Raw genomic sequence first — 14,239 nt, 5'->3', positions numbered from 1 at the left:
CCGCCATGTTACCCGCGCCGGGCTTTGCGCTCAGATCGCGTCGGCGGGCCGGTGCGCGTCCGTGTCCACGCAGCACACGAGCACTTCAGCGGGCTTTTTCCCCGTGCTCAGATACACGTGTCCAACGGAACTGTCGAAGTACAGGCTATCGCCCGGCTTCAACTGAAACACCGCGCCCGTCTCGAAGCGCAGTTCGAGCGTGCCGTCCAGCAGGAACACGAACTCCTCGCCGCCATGGCGAATGTAGTCGGGAAAATCGGAGAGCTTGCGCGCCCGCACGTGCGCGCGCATCGGCACCATGCGCTTGCCTGTCAGGTCGTTGGCGAGCATCCCGTATTCGTAGTTGGGCGTGTCGTAGATCATCTGCTGGCCCGACGCCGTGAACGTCGGCACGATAGCGCTCGCGCCCGCGCGCTTGGTGTGCTTCGCGCGGCCGAAGATCGCATCGAACTCGAGCTGCAGCGCATGCGCGAGCGCGGCGAACTTGTCGTAGGTCAGCGCGATGTCGCCGCGCTCGGCCTTCGAGATCGTCGACACGGCGATGCCCGACTGTTCCGACAACTGCATCAGCGTCAGCCCGCGTGCCTTGCGCGCGTCGCGCAGCCGCGCCCCGACCGCCTGGTGATCGATCTGTGACGTGGGCTCGACAGGTTCAGGTTGTTTTCGCGCGACGGATCTGGCCATGGCATTACTCAGGGGATGACAAAGGGTTTTGTCGTATACGAGAATTTATTTTTTCTCGTATATGATAACTCGCATCGATTCCAGTCCCATGCAGTTCCACTCAGGAGCGGTCGACGTGTCAACGCTTGCATTGGAAAAAGCCGGTCTGTCGAAAACCCAGGTCATCGCCGCGACGACGCTCGGCACGGCGCTGGAGTTCTACGACTTCACCATCTACAGCTTCTTCGCGATCCAGATCGGGCAGCTGTTCTTCCCATCCGCATCGCCCGTGAACCAGTTTCTGCTGTCGATCGGCGTGTTCGGCGTCGGCTTCGTCGTGCGGCCGCTGGGCGGCATTGTGATCGGTGCGTACGCGGACCGCGCGGGCCGCAAGAAGGCGATGGTGCTGACCATCATGCTGATGGCGCTGAGCTGCGCGCTGATCGCCTGCGCGCCGCCCTATGCGGTCGCCGGAATGGCCGCGCCTTTCATCGTGCTCGCCGCGCGTCTGATTCAGGGCTTCGCCGCGGGTGGCGAGTTCGGCCCCGGCACGACGCTGCTCGTCGAATACGCGTCGGACTCGACGCGCGCGTTTTTCGCCAGCTGGAACTTCGCCGCGACGGCGCTCGGTCTCGCGCTCGGCGCCGCCGTCGCCACGCTCATCAATGTCTCGCTGCCGAAAGACGCCGTGCTCGCATGGGGCTGGCGCCTTCCGTTCGTGCTCGGCATCGTCGCGGCGCCCGTCGGCATGCTGATCCGCAGGCGCCTCGAAGAGACACTCAGCGATGCGTCATCCGCCCGCACGCATCGGCGCGGCGCATTGAAAGCGGCGCTCACCACGCATCTGAAGCTGACGATACTCGGCACCTTTGCCGAACTCGGCGGTTCCGTTTCCGTCTATATCACCGCGTTCTTTCTGCCGAGCCATGCGGTGCGTACGCTGCATCTGTCGTCGACGGCGTCGGTTGCGTCGGGCGTGATCAGCTCGCTCGTGCTGTTCGTCGCGGCGCCCATCGCGGGCAAGCTCGCCGACCGCTTCAGCCGCAAGCGCGTGCTCGTCATATCGCGCGTGACGCTGCTGCTTACGGTGTATCCCGCGTTCGCGTGGTTGTCGGCGCAGCCTTCGACGTTGATGCTGTGCGCCGTGTCCGCGTTTCTCGCGCTGTTCGTCGCCGGGCAGATCGTGCCCGTGCTCGTGATGATCCCCGAACTGTTCCCGAAACATGTGCGAGCGACGGGCATCGCGCTAACCTATGTGGTGAGCGCGTCGTTCTTCGGCGGCTTTTCGCCGTTCGTCGCGAGCTGGCTCGTCGCGCTGACGGGCAACCCGCTCGCGCCCGCGTGGTACGTTGCGGCGGCCTGCGCGGTGTCGCTCGTGCCCGTCATCTGGCTGCGCGACCGCACGGGCGAAGCGCTCGACTGACCTCATTCGACATCACGAACAAGCAGGAACAAGCAGGAATAACCCGGAACCTGAACCATGTCTGATAACGACGACCTCGTCGCCCGCAACGCCGTCGAATTGCGCCGGATGATCGGCGCGAAAGAGATTTCCCCCGTCGAACTGCTCGACGCCTGCATCGAGCGGATCGAAGCCCTCAACCCCGCCGTCAATGCGATCACGGCCACCTGTTACGACGACGCGCGCAAGGCCGCGAAGGCGGCCGAGCGCAAGGTGCTGGACGGCGAGCCGCTCGGGCTGCTGCACGGGCTGCCGCTTGGCGTGAAGGATCTCGAAGACACGGCGGGCCTGCTGACCACGTACGGCTCGCCGATGTCGCGCAGCCATGTGCCGTCGCGCGATGTCGTGCTGGTCGAGCGGCTGCGCGCGGCGGGCGCGATTCTCGTCGCCAAGACCAACGTGCCCGAACTCGGCGCGGGCGCGAACACGCGCAACCCCGTGTGGGGCGCGACGGGCAATCCGTTCAATCCGGAACTGAACGCGGGCGGCTCATCAGGCGGCTCGGCGGCGGCGCTCGCTTGCGACATGCTGCCCGTCTGCACCGGCTCCGATACGGGCGGCTCGCTGCGCATTCCCGCATCGAAATGCGGCGTGGTCGGCTTCCGGCCGTCCGCCGGGCTCGTGCCCAACTCGCGGCGGCTGCTGGGCTGGACGCCGATTTCCGTGGTCGGGCCGATGGGCCGCGACGTCGAAGAGACGGCATTGCAACTCGCGGCGACAGCAGGCCTTTCCACAGGTGATCCTCTCAGCTACGAAGTCGATCCACTCCGCTTCGCAACGCTGCCCGCGCTTGATCTCGCCACGTTGCGCGTCGGCTATACGGAAGACTTCGGCTGCTGCGACGTCGACGATGGAATCCGCGCCCTCTTCCGCGCGCGCATGGCCGCGCTCGCGCCGATGGTGCAAACCTGCGAGCCGGTCCAGTTCGATCTCGGCGACGCGCACCGCGCTTTCGACGTGATTCGCGCGGAAAGCTTCGTGGCGGGCTTGAGCGACGCGTATGCGCGCGACCCGGGCGCGCTCGGTCCGAACACGCGCGCGAACTACGAGATGGGCGCCGCGATGACGCTCGCCGACAGCGCGTGGGCGCAGGCGGAACAGACGCGCATTTTCCGGCGCTTCCAGTCAGCGCTAGACCGTTACGACGTGATCCTCTCGCCGACCACGCCCGTTTCGCCGTTCCCGTGGCGCGAGCTTTACGCGGCGCAGATCAACGGACGCGCGCAGGAGAACTACTACCGCTGGCTCGCGCTGACGTATGTAGTGACGCTGACGACGCATCCCGCGCTGTCGCTGCCATGCGGCGTCGATGAGGCAGGCATGCCGTTCGGCTTGCAGATCGTCGGGCCGTTTCATGGCGACCTCAAGACGCTGGCCGTGGCGCGCGCGATGGAACAGGCTTTCGACACGAACCCCGCATTGCGCCGCCCGCGTCCCGATCTGTCGCGGCTCACGCAGCCGAACCCGGCGCTCAAATCGATCGTCACCGCGCCGCCCATTTTCAATTCCACCGGCGAAGCTCAGGCCGGCATGTCCTCCGTCTAAACCAGCGATATCCATCATGTCCAACGAAATCCAGCGACTGCAAACCAACGCCCGCATGAGCCAGGTGGTGATTGCCAACGGCATCGTCTATCTGTCCGGCCAGGTGCCGGACACGGCGGGCGCATCGATCACCGTTCAGACGACGCAAATCCTCACGCGCATCGACACGCTGCTCGCATCCGCAAACGTCGACAAGACGCGCGTGCTCACCGCGAACGTGTGGCTGAGCGACCCGAAGCACTTCGACGAATTTAACGCCGTGTGGGATGCATGGGTGCCGACGGGCCACGCGCCGACGCGCGCCTGCGTGCAGGCCCTGTTGATGAAGCCGGGCCTCGATGTCGAAATCGCCGTGACGGCGCTCGCATGACGTCATCGCGCGAGGATAAGCAGCAATGAAGTTCGATACCGTCGTACTCGGTGGCGGCATGGTGGGCGTGTCGATTGCCGTGCATCTGCAAAAGCGCGGGCTGGCCGTGGCGCTCGTCGATCGCAAGGCGCCGGGCAACGAGACGTCGTTCGGCAACGCGGGGCTGATCCAGCGCGAAGGCGTCTACCCGTATGCGTTTCCGCGCGACGCCAGCACGCTGCTGCGCTACGCGCGCAACCGCTCGCTCGATGTCCGCTATCACTTCAGCGCGATGCCGAAGCTGCTGCCGTTCCTGTACCGCTACTGGCACTACTCGCGCGCCGATCGTCATACGGCCATCGCGCGCGCGTATGCGACGCTGATCGAGCATTGCGTCAGCGAGCATCGCGCGTTGATCGACGCTTCGGGCGCGCAGGCGCTGGTGCGCACGGGCGGCTGGCTGAAAGTGTTTCGCAGCGCAGGCAAGCAGGATGCCGCGTTGCGCGACGTCGAGCGCTGGCAAGCCGAATACGGCGTCACCTTCGACGCACTTGATGCAATACAACTAAGGCACGCGGAGCCGTCGCTGAGCCACGCGCTGCTGGGCGCGTTGCGCTACACCGACGCCGAGTCCGTCAGCGACCCCAACGCGCTCGTCACGGCCTACGCGCGGTACTTCGAGCAGCTTGGCGGGCGTATCTTCATCGGCGATGCGTCGACACTCGAACCGCACTGGAGTGTCGACACGGAGGCGGGCCGCATCGACGCGCAGTCGGCCGTGATCTCGCTTGGTCCCTGGTCGGATACTGTCAGCGCGCGCTTCGGCTACCGGTTGCCGCTCGCAGTCAAGCGCGGCTATCACATGCACTACGCGGCGCAGGACGGCGCGCGATTGAATCAACCCGTGCTCGACACGGAGATCGGCTACATGATCACGCCGATGGCGCGCGGCATCCGGCTGACGACGGGCGCGGAACTGGCCGCCTGTGACGCGCCGGCAACCCCCGTGCAACTGGATGCGATCGAACCGATCGCGCGCGATACCTTCCCGCTCGGCGCGCGGCTCGATGAGCGTCCGTGGCTCGGCCGGCGTCCGTGCACGCCGGACATGATGCCGATCATCGGCCCCGCGACACGCCACAAGGACCTGTGGTTCGCGTTCGGCCATGCGCACCACGGACTGACGCTCGGACCCGTCACGGGGCGCCTGCTCGCTGAAATGATGACGGGCGCCGCGCCGGTCGCCGACCCGCATCCGTTCCGCGCCGATCGCTTCTAGCCCGATCGCTTCTCGCCCGATCGCTTCTCGCCCGGTTTGCCGCCCCTGGCGCCGGGCGGTACCATAGGCTCGCCTTATTTCTGAGGGACAAAAATGAATCCCAAGGTCGACGCCTATATCGGCAAACTCAAACAGTGGCGTGAAGAAACCGAAAAACTCAGAGCGATCGTGCTGGAATGCCCCGTCACGGAGGAGTTGAAATGGGGCGTTCCGTGCTACACGGTCGACGACAAAAACGTCGTGCTCATTCACGGCTTCAAGGAATACTGCGCGATCCTGTTCGTCAAGGGCGCGTTGCTGAAGGACCCGAAAGGCATCTTGATCCAGCAGACAGAGAACGTGCAGTCAGCCCGGCAGGTGCGATTCACGAGTCTGCAGGAAATCGTCAAGCTGAAATCCGTTCTGAAGACCTATATCCGCGCGGCTATCGAAGTCGAAAAAGCCGGCCTGAAAGTGGCCCACAAATCGACCGAAGAGTTTGAAGTCGCCGAGGAATTCCAGACCAAACTCGACAAGTTGCCTAGGCTCAAGACTGCTTTCGAAGCGCTGACACCCGGACGGCAACGCGCCTATCTGCTCCACTTCTCGTCGGCGAAGCAATCGAAAACGCGGGAATCGCGGATCGAGAAATGCATGCCGATGATTCTCGAAGGCAAGGGTCTGAACGACGAGTGAGTCCGCCTGGACGCTCGAAAAGCGGCCGGAGACAGGCGAGCGCCCCGCCGCCGCTCGCCTGCGAAACACAGCGTAAGCAAATTTTGAAGCATTTCCTTAAAAATTTATGTCGATAGGATGCTAACGAATAAAAATCGACATACAATCCCGGCCCATGGTCAATCTCCACCTTCTACGCCGCTCCGTCAGCAGCACGCTGGTCGTCGCCGCGCGCCGCTGGCGCCGCACGAGCCATAGCGTGTTGTCCGCCTACAACGTGTCGGAAGCGTGTGCGGGTCCTTTGCTTACCGCTAACCGCCTTGGCGAGGCCGTGCGTCAGGTGACGCTCGCGGAACATGTGGGGATCGAAGGCCCGTCGCTGGTGCGGCTGCTCGATCAGTTGTGCGCGGCCGGGCTGGTGCGCCGCGACGAAGATCCCGACGACAAGCGCGCCAAGACCATCACCCTCACCGACGAAGGCCGCGCCGTCACCGCGCGCATGGAAGAGCGGCTGATGGAGCTGCGCGCGCGCGTGCTCAAGGGCGTGAGCCGCGAAGACCTGGAGACGACGTTGCGGGTGCTGAATGCGTTCAACGCGTCGCTGGATGCTACAGTCACTTCCGACAAGGGCGTATCCGACGAGCCAGCCGCTGCCGCACGATCCGGCAGCAAACGCAACGCATAACCGCCATGGCCTATCCCTCAGTCCGCGACTGGCTGTTTTCCGCCAAGACCTTCGCGGCCGCGATGATCGCGCTGTACATCGGCCTTGCGCTCGAACTGCCCCGCCCCTACTGGGCGATGGCAACCGTCTATATCGTCTCGAATCCGTTCGTCGGCGCGACCCGTTCGAAGGCGCTGTACCGCGCGCTCGGCACGGCGCTCGGCGCGGCGGGCGCGGTGCTGATCGTGCCGCCCTTCGTCGAGTCGCCGTTCCTGTTCAGCACGATCGTCGGGCTGTGGACGGGCACGATGCTCTATGTGTCGCTGAACGACCGCACCGCGCGCAGCTACGTGTGCCTGCTCGCCGGCTACACGCTGCCGCTGATCGCGCTGCCCGCCGTCACCAACCCGACCACCGTCTTCGATCTTGCCATCACGCGTACGGAAGAGATCCTGGTCGGCATCGTGGTCGCGAGCATCGTCGGCAGCGTGGTGTTTCCGAGCCGGCTCGCGCCGACACTGATCGAGCGCACCGACGCCTGGTTCCGCGACGCCGCGTTCTACGCGAGCGAGACGCTGTCCGGCCATATTGCCGGCGCGACGATCTCGGCCTCGCGCCAGCGCCTCGCGGCCACCGTCAACGGGCTCGAATTCCTGCTGAGCCAATTGACCTACGATCACACGCGGCCCGACATCGTGCGCCGCGCGCGCGCCCTGCAAGGGCGCATGCAGATATTCCTGCCGCTGATTTCGTCGATGGCCGATCCGCTGATCGAACTGATACGGCAGCGCGGCGCGCATTCGCCTGAAGTCGAGGCGCTGCTCGCGGACGTCGCGAAGTGGATCAAGGCGCCCGCGCTCGAAGCCAAATACGCGGACGAGCCCGATCACGAAGCCGAAGCGCTGCGCGCGCGCGTCGATGCGCTACGGCCTTCCGCACAGGCGCTGGCGAGCTGGGACGGCGCGCTGCTGTCGAACGCGCTGTGGCGTCTGGGCCAGGTGATCGACGTCTGGCGCGACATCCGCTGCCTGCGCGCGTCCATCGTTCACGAAACGGTCCTGTGGCGGCCGCACTTTCGCCACTGGCGGCTTGGCGGGACCGAGCGCTTCTTCGACTACGGCATGATGCTGTTCTCGACGGCATCGGCCGTCGGCGCGGTCATCGTCGCGTGCGCACTGTGGATCACGTCGGGATGGAACGACGGCGCAGCCGCCGTCACGCTCGCCGCTGTCTCCTGCTGCTTCTTCGCGGCGCTCGACGATCCCGCGCCCTCCGTCTTCAAGTTCTTCCTTGCGACGTGCGCGAGCGTCGTACTGGCCGGGTTGTATGTGTTCGTGGTGCTGCCGCACGTCCACGATTTCGCGATGCTGGTCCTGATCTTTTCCGGGCCGTTCCTGATCATCGGCACGCTGATCCCGAGCCCGCAGTTCACGCTCGTGACGTTGCTCACGGCCGTCAACACGGCGACCTTCATTAGCATTCAGAGCGCTTACGAGGCCGACTTCTTCGTGTTCATCAACAGCAATCTGGCGGGCGTCGCGGGCTTGCTGTTCGCTTTCATCTGGACGCGTATCACGCGGCCGTTCGGCGCCGAACTCGCCGCCGGGCGGCTCACGCGTTCCGCATGGGCCGACGTCGTGGTGAGCGCATCGACGGCCGCGATCGAGGACCAGCGCAATCTGTACTCGCGCATGCTCGACCGGCTGATGCAACTGCTGCCGCGCCACGCGGCCTCGGACTCGCACCGCCATCCGTCGATCGAAAGCTTCCGCGACTTCCGCGTCGCGCTGAACGCGCTCGACCTGCGACGCACGCGCCGCAAGCTGACACACGACTTGCAAGGCTCCATCGATGACGTGCTCGTCGGCGTGCGGCAGTATTTCGAGCAATGTATCGCGCGCCGCGAACGGCAGCCGGTGCCCGCCGCACTGATCGAAACGATCGATGCCGCCGTCGCGCAAGTGACCACGCGCAACATCGCGCAGACGCAAGGCGGCACGCAGCAGGGACAAGAGGGACAGGCGGCGGAACAAGGCTCCGCGCCCGCTCCCGCTGCGACTTCCGGCGAGCGCTGGCTGCGCGAGACGCTGCACGCGCTGGTCGGCATGCGCCTGTCGCTGTTTCCGCCGCATCCCGCGCCCGGCAGCAATCCGCCGCCCCAACCGGAGACCGCAGCCTGATGCGAAACCCATCTCTTAGTTTCTGTCGACGCATATGATCGGCGAAATCGACATTCTCGGCGTATTCGTGCCAGCCGTATTGGTGCTGATGTTCATCGCCTATCTGGTGAACCTGGTCTTGCGCAACGTGTTCGCGCGCATCGGCGTTTACCGCTTCATCTGGCACCGTTCCATTTTCGATCTCGGCATTTATGTTCTGGTGCTGGGGCTTGTCGTCATCGTTTCGCACCGGTTCATAACGTGAAAAAAACCTGGTTCTCAGTCGGGCAGATCCTGCTCACTCTTATCGTTGTCGTGATCGCAGCGGCCGTGCTATGGAAGCTGGTCGACTACTACATGTTCGCGCCGTGGACGCGCGACGGTCACGTACGCGCCGACGTGATCCAGGTTGCACCGGACGTATCCGGCCTCATCACCGAGGTCAAGGTCGTCGACAACCAGCAGGTGAAACAAGGCGAGGTGCTGTTCGTGATCGACCAGGCGCGCTATACGCTCGCGCTGCGCAACGCGCAGGCCACCGCGCAGCAGCGCCGTGCGACGCTCGATCAGGCGCGCCGCGAAGATGCCCGCAACCGTGCGCTCGGTAATCTCGTCGCGCGTGAAGTCGTCGAAGAGACGCACTCGCGTGTCGAAACAGCCACGGCCGCGCTGGCCGACGCCGAAGTCGCGATCGATACGGCGCGCCTGAACCTGCAGCGCACGGTGATCGTGAGTCCAGTGGACGGCTATCTGAACGATCGCGCGCCGCGTGTCGGCGAGTACATTTCGGCGGGACGCGCGGTGCTGTCGGTGGTCGACATGCATTCGTTCCGCGTCGACGGCTATTTCGAAGAAACCAAGCTGCACGGCATCGACATCGGCCAGCCTGTCGACATCAAGGTGATGGGCGAGCCGGGCGTGCTGCGCGGCCATGTGCTGAGCATCGTCGCCGCGATCGAGGACCGCGACCGCCAGCAAAGCCAGAACCTGCTGCCGAACGTGAACCCGGCATTCAGCTGGGTGCGCCTCGCACAGCGCATTCCCGTGCGCGTCGCACTCGACGAAGTGCCCGCCGACTTCCGCATGATCGCGGGCCGCACCGCGACGGTGTCGGTGCGCGGCATCGGGCCTTCGATGGGACGGCGCCCGGCGGCATCGGATGCGACGGCTGCATCGGCTGGCGCGGGGGCTTCAGCCACGGGCGCCGCTATCGTCGGCACCGCGCCGTCTAGCGCTACGCATTCTGCATCGGGCGCATCGCAATGAAACGCTTTCCGTCCCTCACGGCAACGCGCGCCGGCCTGGCGTTACTGCCTGCTTTGTTGCCTGTTGCGCTTGCACTGAACGGCTGCACGACGGTCGGCCCGAACTACAAGCTGCCCGAAAACGCGGCCGTCAACGCGCCGTATGCGAACGCGGCCATCGACGGCGCGGACAAGGCGCCCGTCACGCAGCAAGCCGTGCCGTCGAAGTGGTGGCGTCTGTACGACGACCCCGTGCTCGATCAGCTGGTCACCGAGGCGCTGTCGTCCAACACCGATCTGCGCGTCGCCGCGGCCAATCTCGCGCGCTCGCGCGCGCAGCTCGACTTTGCGAACGAACAGGGCGGCTTTTCCGGCAAGACGTCGGCGGCCTTCTCGCGCGCGCAGGAATCCGCCGAACAGTATCTGCTGACGGAAAAGATTCCCGTCGTCAACGAAGGCGCGCTGGATCTGAGCGTGTCGTATGAGATCGATCTGTTCGGCAAGCTGCGGCGCGGCGTCGAAGCCGCGAAGGCCGACGACGAAGCCGTCGAAGCCGCAAGCGATCTCGCGCGCATCACGGTCGTCGCCGATGTCGTGCGCGCCTACGTCGAATCGTGCTCGGCAGCGGAAGAACTGGAGATCGCGCAGAAGTCGCTAGCCTTGCAAAAGCAACGGGTCAAGCTCACGCAACGTCTGCGCGACGCGGGCCGCGGCAACCAGCCGGACGTGACGCGCGGCCAGACGCAGGCCGACACGCTCGCCGCCGACATTCCGCGCTTCGTCGCGCGCCGCCGCGCCGCGCAGTACCGGCTCGCGATGCTGCTCGCGCGCGCGCCGTCCGATCTGCCGCCCGCCGCCCTCGCCTGCAGCCGGCTGCCGCATCTGAAGCAGCCGATTCCCGTCGGCGATGGCGCAGCGCTGCTCAAGCGCCGCCCGGACGTGCGCCAGGCCGAACGGCTACTGGCGGCATCGACGGCGCGCATCGGCGTCGCGACAGCGGCGCTGTATCCGACCGTGAGCATTGGCGCATCGGCGGGCTCGGTCGGCGTCGTCGAGGATCTGTTCGGCCCGACCACGAACCGCTGGGCGTTCGGTCCGCTGATCAGCTGGACGTTCCCGATCAACGGCCAGCGCGCCCGCGTCCACGAAGCGGAAGCCGCGACGGGCGGCGCGCTCGCGCACTTCGACGGCGTCGTGCTGAACGCGCTGCGCGAGACGCAGACGAGCCTGTCCACCTACGCATCCGATACGACGCGCGCCGACGCGCTGCGCACCGCGTACAAGTCGGCCATCCAGTCGGCGGATGAAACGCATCGCCTGTACGCCGCGGGCCGCGACACCTTCATCGACGATCTCGACGCGACGCGCACGCTCACGAGCGTTGCCGCGCAGGTGTCGGCGGCCGAAGGCCAGGTCGCGGTCGATCAGGTGAATCTGTTCCTCGCGCTCGGCGGCGGCTGGGAAGAGGACGAAAAGAACGACAGCAACGCGAGCGAGAAAGTCGGCGCCAAGGCCGACTGAGCGGCTTCAGTCGTCCGCTTCGAAAGCGGTTCCCACGAACCGCTCGATCACGCCATTGAACAGCGTAGGCCGCTGCAGCGGCGCGAAATGGCTGACGTTCGGCAACACGATCAGCTCGGCGTCCGCGATGGTTTGCGCCAGATACACGGCGTGGGACTGCTTGATGAATTCGTCGTGCTCGCCGATTGCGACTGTCACGCGCACGCGGATCTGCGCGAGATCGTCGGCCGAGTAATCGGGCTGCGTGCGCTGCATCTCGCTGACCGCGGCGACGAAGGCGTCGAACTCGCCCGGCGTTGCCGATAGCGCCTCGTAGTCCGCGCGATGCCGCCTGAAGCAGCGGTCGATCACGGGCGTCGGCACGAATGGCTTCGCGCCGCCGGGGTCCATGTTGCACGCGAAGAAGAACACGCCCGCGACGCGCTGCGGCGCGCGCCGGCCGAGAATCAGCGCGGTGCACGCGCCGTCGCTCCAGCCGATGAAGGCTGCTTTCTGTACTTGCAGAGCGTCGAGTACGGCGAGCACGTCGGAAGCCATCAGCTCGTAGCTGTACGGTTGCGCGTCGCGCGTGCTGCGGCCATGTCCGCGGCTGTCGATCAGGATCACGCGGTAGCCAGCCTCAACCAGCGCGGGCACCTGATAACCCCAGTTGCCGCGATGTCCGAGGCCGCCGTGCAACAGCACCACGGGGTGGCCCGCGCCGTACGTCGACCACGCGATGCGCGCGCCAGCGCTATCCACGAAACCTTCTTCCTGTGCTTCGGGCAGCGGCGCCGCGCCGTGCGCTACGAAGTGTTTCAGCTCGTCGTCCGATGGCATGTCGATCGCGCTCCGTGAAGAAAAGCTAACGTGTCATTGTGACAGTTCACGCTCAGTCGGCGCTGTCGGGCGTCTGCTTGCTCAGCGGCGCAACGTGCACTCGACGCCGCCCCGCGCCGAAACCCACGAGCACGACGATCAGCCCCAGCGCGCCCATCCCGAGCGAGATCGCCACAACGACCGCGCTCATGCGCCCATTCCCCGAAAACACGCCGACCAGCAAACCCGCCAGCGGCTGCGTCAGGTTGTTGAGCATGATGACGACGCCAAGCGTCTTACCGTAGTCCTTCGCGGGAATGATCGCCTGACGTACGCTGCGGATATAGATGCTGAACATCTTGTCGAAGCCGACGATCAGCAGAAAGCCCGCGACGTAGCCCCACACGGAAGGACTCACGCCCGCGAGCAGCCCGCCCGCGAAGATCGCGAGAAACGACACGATCCCGAGCGCCTTGCGCGGAATCCGCACACGCGCGATCAGCAGCAGAATCACGATCGTCGCGATCGCGCCCGCCGTCTGCACGAACGCGTAGAACGCATCCGGCCGGCGGTGCAGTCCCGTCACCATCGCGGCCGAGGTCGCGAGCGTCACGCCGATCACGAGATTCTCGGCGGCGGCCAGCGCGACCAGCCGGCTCAGACCCGGCAGTTTCACGACATGCGCCAGCGCCGTTTTTACGGGTGCGAGCCAGGCGCCGCCTGCATGCCCGTGCGGCGTCCATTCGAAAGCGCTCGCGCGCTGCCAGAAGAGCGTCGCGCCATCGGCGGCGAAAAACAGCACGGCCGCGACGCCGACGACGTATTCCCAGCGCCACCAGCCGAGCAGCAAACCTGCGAGCATCGGGCCGAGCACCACGCCGACCTGATCGGCGATCTGCGCATACGACAGCACCTTCTCGAAGCGCTCCGACGTGAACACCTGCGGCAGCAGCACTTCGCGCGCGACGAGCCCCTGGCTGGTCAGCGTGCCGCATGCGGCGGACAGCGCGATCAGCCAGCCAATTCCACCCGCCACCGCAAAGCCCGCGATGCCCACGGCGCACGCCATCGCGCGAAAGCGCTGGCTCGCGCGCAGCACCGTAACGGGCGACATGCGATCGCACAGCGCGCCGCACACGGGAAACACGATATAGCGCGGGAACGCCTCGATAAAGAATGCGATGCCGGACCATGTCGCCTTTTGGGTCGTCTGGAAGACGACGAGCGGCACTAGAAACAGCAGCACCTGGTCCGCGAGCCGCGAAAAGAACAGCGAAGCGAAGAACGCTTGGTGTTGAGCGCGCATGCAGTTGATTGATGTTTATGCGTTGCACGCGGCTCAAGGTTGAGGTTTTGGCTCGCGCAGGCGTTGTTGGTGTTTTGGGTTTGCTTTTGCTATAGCTTTCGCTGGCATCCGCGTGATGGTGTTTGCCGTTCAAGCGTCGCCCCTGTGCGGGGCGGCACCTACTTTTCTTTGCCGCCGCAAAGAAAAGTAGGCAAAAGAAAGCGGCTAACACCGCCAGCTCTTGTTATTGCCTGAGGGCCCCCAACCGGTCCCACACTTCAGATGATAACGCGCTGTTCCCTGCCCGTTGCCATTGGTCTTAACAAGCGCATCCCCCGCTTCATGCACCCGTACAACGGCCAGCGGCAGCGAACGGTTGCGGCCGCCCAGGTGGCAAACTGTGTGTAGCTTGTCGGACCACACACGTTCGCGCTCTTACCAGAGACACCGACCTTGCCTTTTAGTCCGGAGTGATGCGTGTAAGACCTGAAAGCCTACACACAGTTTGCCGCTATAGAACGTGGGAAGTTTGATGCAATATGATGCGACGCGGGTGATGCGCACAGAGCAAGCGTTGCGACGGGCCTGTGTTTTCAGTCCGGAGTGATGCGTGTAC

13 protein-coding genes are annotated in these 14,239 nt (G+C 65.3%); 10 read left to right on the top strand and 3 right to left on the bottom strand.

The annotated features are described in order from the left end of the window. Positions 1 to 30: 30 nt before the first annotated feature. On the bottom strand, positions 31 to 684 hold the full coding sequence (locus tag C2L64_RS25825) for a helix-turn-helix domain-containing protein (protein WP_009769788.1): 654 nt from the start codon (positions 682 to 684) through the stop codon (positions 31 to 33). A gap of 115 nt (positions 685 to 799) precedes the next feature. Here C2L64_RS25825 and C2L64_RS25820 point away from each other — a divergent pair, with 115 nt between their 5' ends. The 10 genes from C2L64_RS25820 to C2L64_RS25775 all read left to right on the top strand — a co-directional run bounded on the left by C2L64_RS25820 (position 800) and on the right by C2L64_RS25775 (position 11,540). Then, on the top strand, positions 800 to 2,086 hold the full coding sequence (locus tag C2L64_RS25820) for an MFS transporter (RefSeq protein WP_009769789.1): 1,287 nt from the start codon (positions 800 to 802) through the stop codon (positions 2,084 to 2,086). Positions 2,087 to 2,143: 57 nt separating this feature from the next. Then, a complete protein-coding gene (locus C2L64_RS25815; RefSeq protein WP_009769790.1) occupies positions 2,144 to 3,670 on the top strand; it encodes an amidase in 1,527 nt (508 codons plus the stop codon). A gap of 16 nt (positions 3,671 to 3,686) precedes the next feature. After that, positions 3,687 to 4,040, top strand: a complete 354-nt coding sequence (locus tag C2L64_RS25810; protein ID WP_009769791.1) for a RidA family protein — start codon at positions 3,687 to 3,689, stop codon at positions 4,038 to 4,040. A gap of 25 nt (positions 4,041 to 4,065) precedes the next feature. Then, complete coding sequence (locus tag C2L64_RS25805; protein WP_009769792.1) at positions 4,066 to 5,298, top strand: NAD(P)/FAD-dependent oxidoreductase; 1,233 nt, start codon at positions 4,066 to 4,068, stop codon at positions 5,296 to 5,298. Positions 5,299 to 5,391: 93 nt separating this feature from the next. Beyond that, complete coding sequence (locus tag C2L64_RS25800; protein ID WP_009769793.1) at positions 5,392 to 5,973, top strand: YdeI/OmpD-associated family protein; 582 nt, start codon at positions 5,392 to 5,394, stop codon at positions 5,971 to 5,973. Positions 5,974 to 6,127: 154 nt separating this feature from the next. Then, entirely contained in the window at positions 6,128 to 6,637 is a 510-nt protein-coding gene (locus C2L64_RS25795) for a MarR family winged helix-turn-helix transcriptional regulator (RefSeq protein ID WP_007746860.1), read from the top strand. A gap of 5 nt (positions 6,638 to 6,642) precedes the next feature. Then, positions 6,643 to 8,796, top strand: coding sequence for an FUSC family protein (locus C2L64_RS25790; RefSeq protein WP_009769794.1), 2,154 nt, complete (start codon positions 6,643 to 6,645; stop codon positions 8,794 to 8,796). A gap of 34 nt (positions 8,797 to 8,830) precedes the next feature. Next, positions 8,831 to 9,040 carry a DUF1656 domain-containing protein gene (locus C2L64_RS25785; protein ID WP_007746336.1) on the top strand — a complete coding sequence of 70 codons (210 nt, stop codon included), beginning with the start codon at positions 8,831 to 8,833 and terminating at the stop codon, positions 9,038 to 9,040. After that, entirely contained in the window at positions 9,037 to 10,041 is a 1,005-nt protein-coding gene (locus tag C2L64_RS25780; RefSeq protein WP_090837830.1) for an efflux RND transporter periplasmic adaptor subunit, read from the top strand. The genes C2L64_RS25785 and C2L64_RS25780 overlap by 4 nt, the downstream gene beginning before the upstream one ends. Continuing rightward, positions 10,038 to 11,540 carry an efflux transporter outer membrane subunit gene (locus C2L64_RS25775; RefSeq protein ID WP_009769796.1) on the top strand — a complete coding sequence of 501 codons (1,503 nt, stop codon included), beginning with the start codon at positions 10,038 to 10,040 and terminating at the stop codon, positions 11,538 to 11,540. The genes C2L64_RS25780 and C2L64_RS25775 overlap by 4 nt, the downstream gene beginning before the upstream one ends. A gap of 6 nt (positions 11,541 to 11,546) precedes the next feature. On the opposite strand, the gene C2L64_RS25770 is transcribed toward C2L64_RS25775, so the two are convergent. Then, on the bottom strand, positions 11,547 to 12,359 hold the full coding sequence (locus C2L64_RS25770; protein WP_009769797.1) for an alpha/beta fold hydrolase: 813 nt from the start codon (positions 12,357 to 12,359) through the stop codon (positions 11,547 to 11,549). 52 nt (positions 12,360 to 12,411) lie between these two features. Next, positions 12,412 to 13,644, bottom strand: coding sequence for an MFS transporter (locus C2L64_RS25765; RefSeq protein ID WP_009769798.1), 1,233 nt, complete (start codon positions 13,642 to 13,644; stop codon positions 12,412 to 12,414). Between the last annotated feature and the right edge of the window lie 595 nt (positions 13,645 to 14,239).

The organism is Paraburkholderia hospita, assembly GCF_002902965.1.
GTDB lineage: Bacteria > Pseudomonadota > Gammaproteobacteria > Burkholderiales > Burkholderiaceae > Paraburkholderia > Paraburkholderia hospita.
This window is presented reverse-complemented; position numbering and strand designations above follow the sequence as displayed.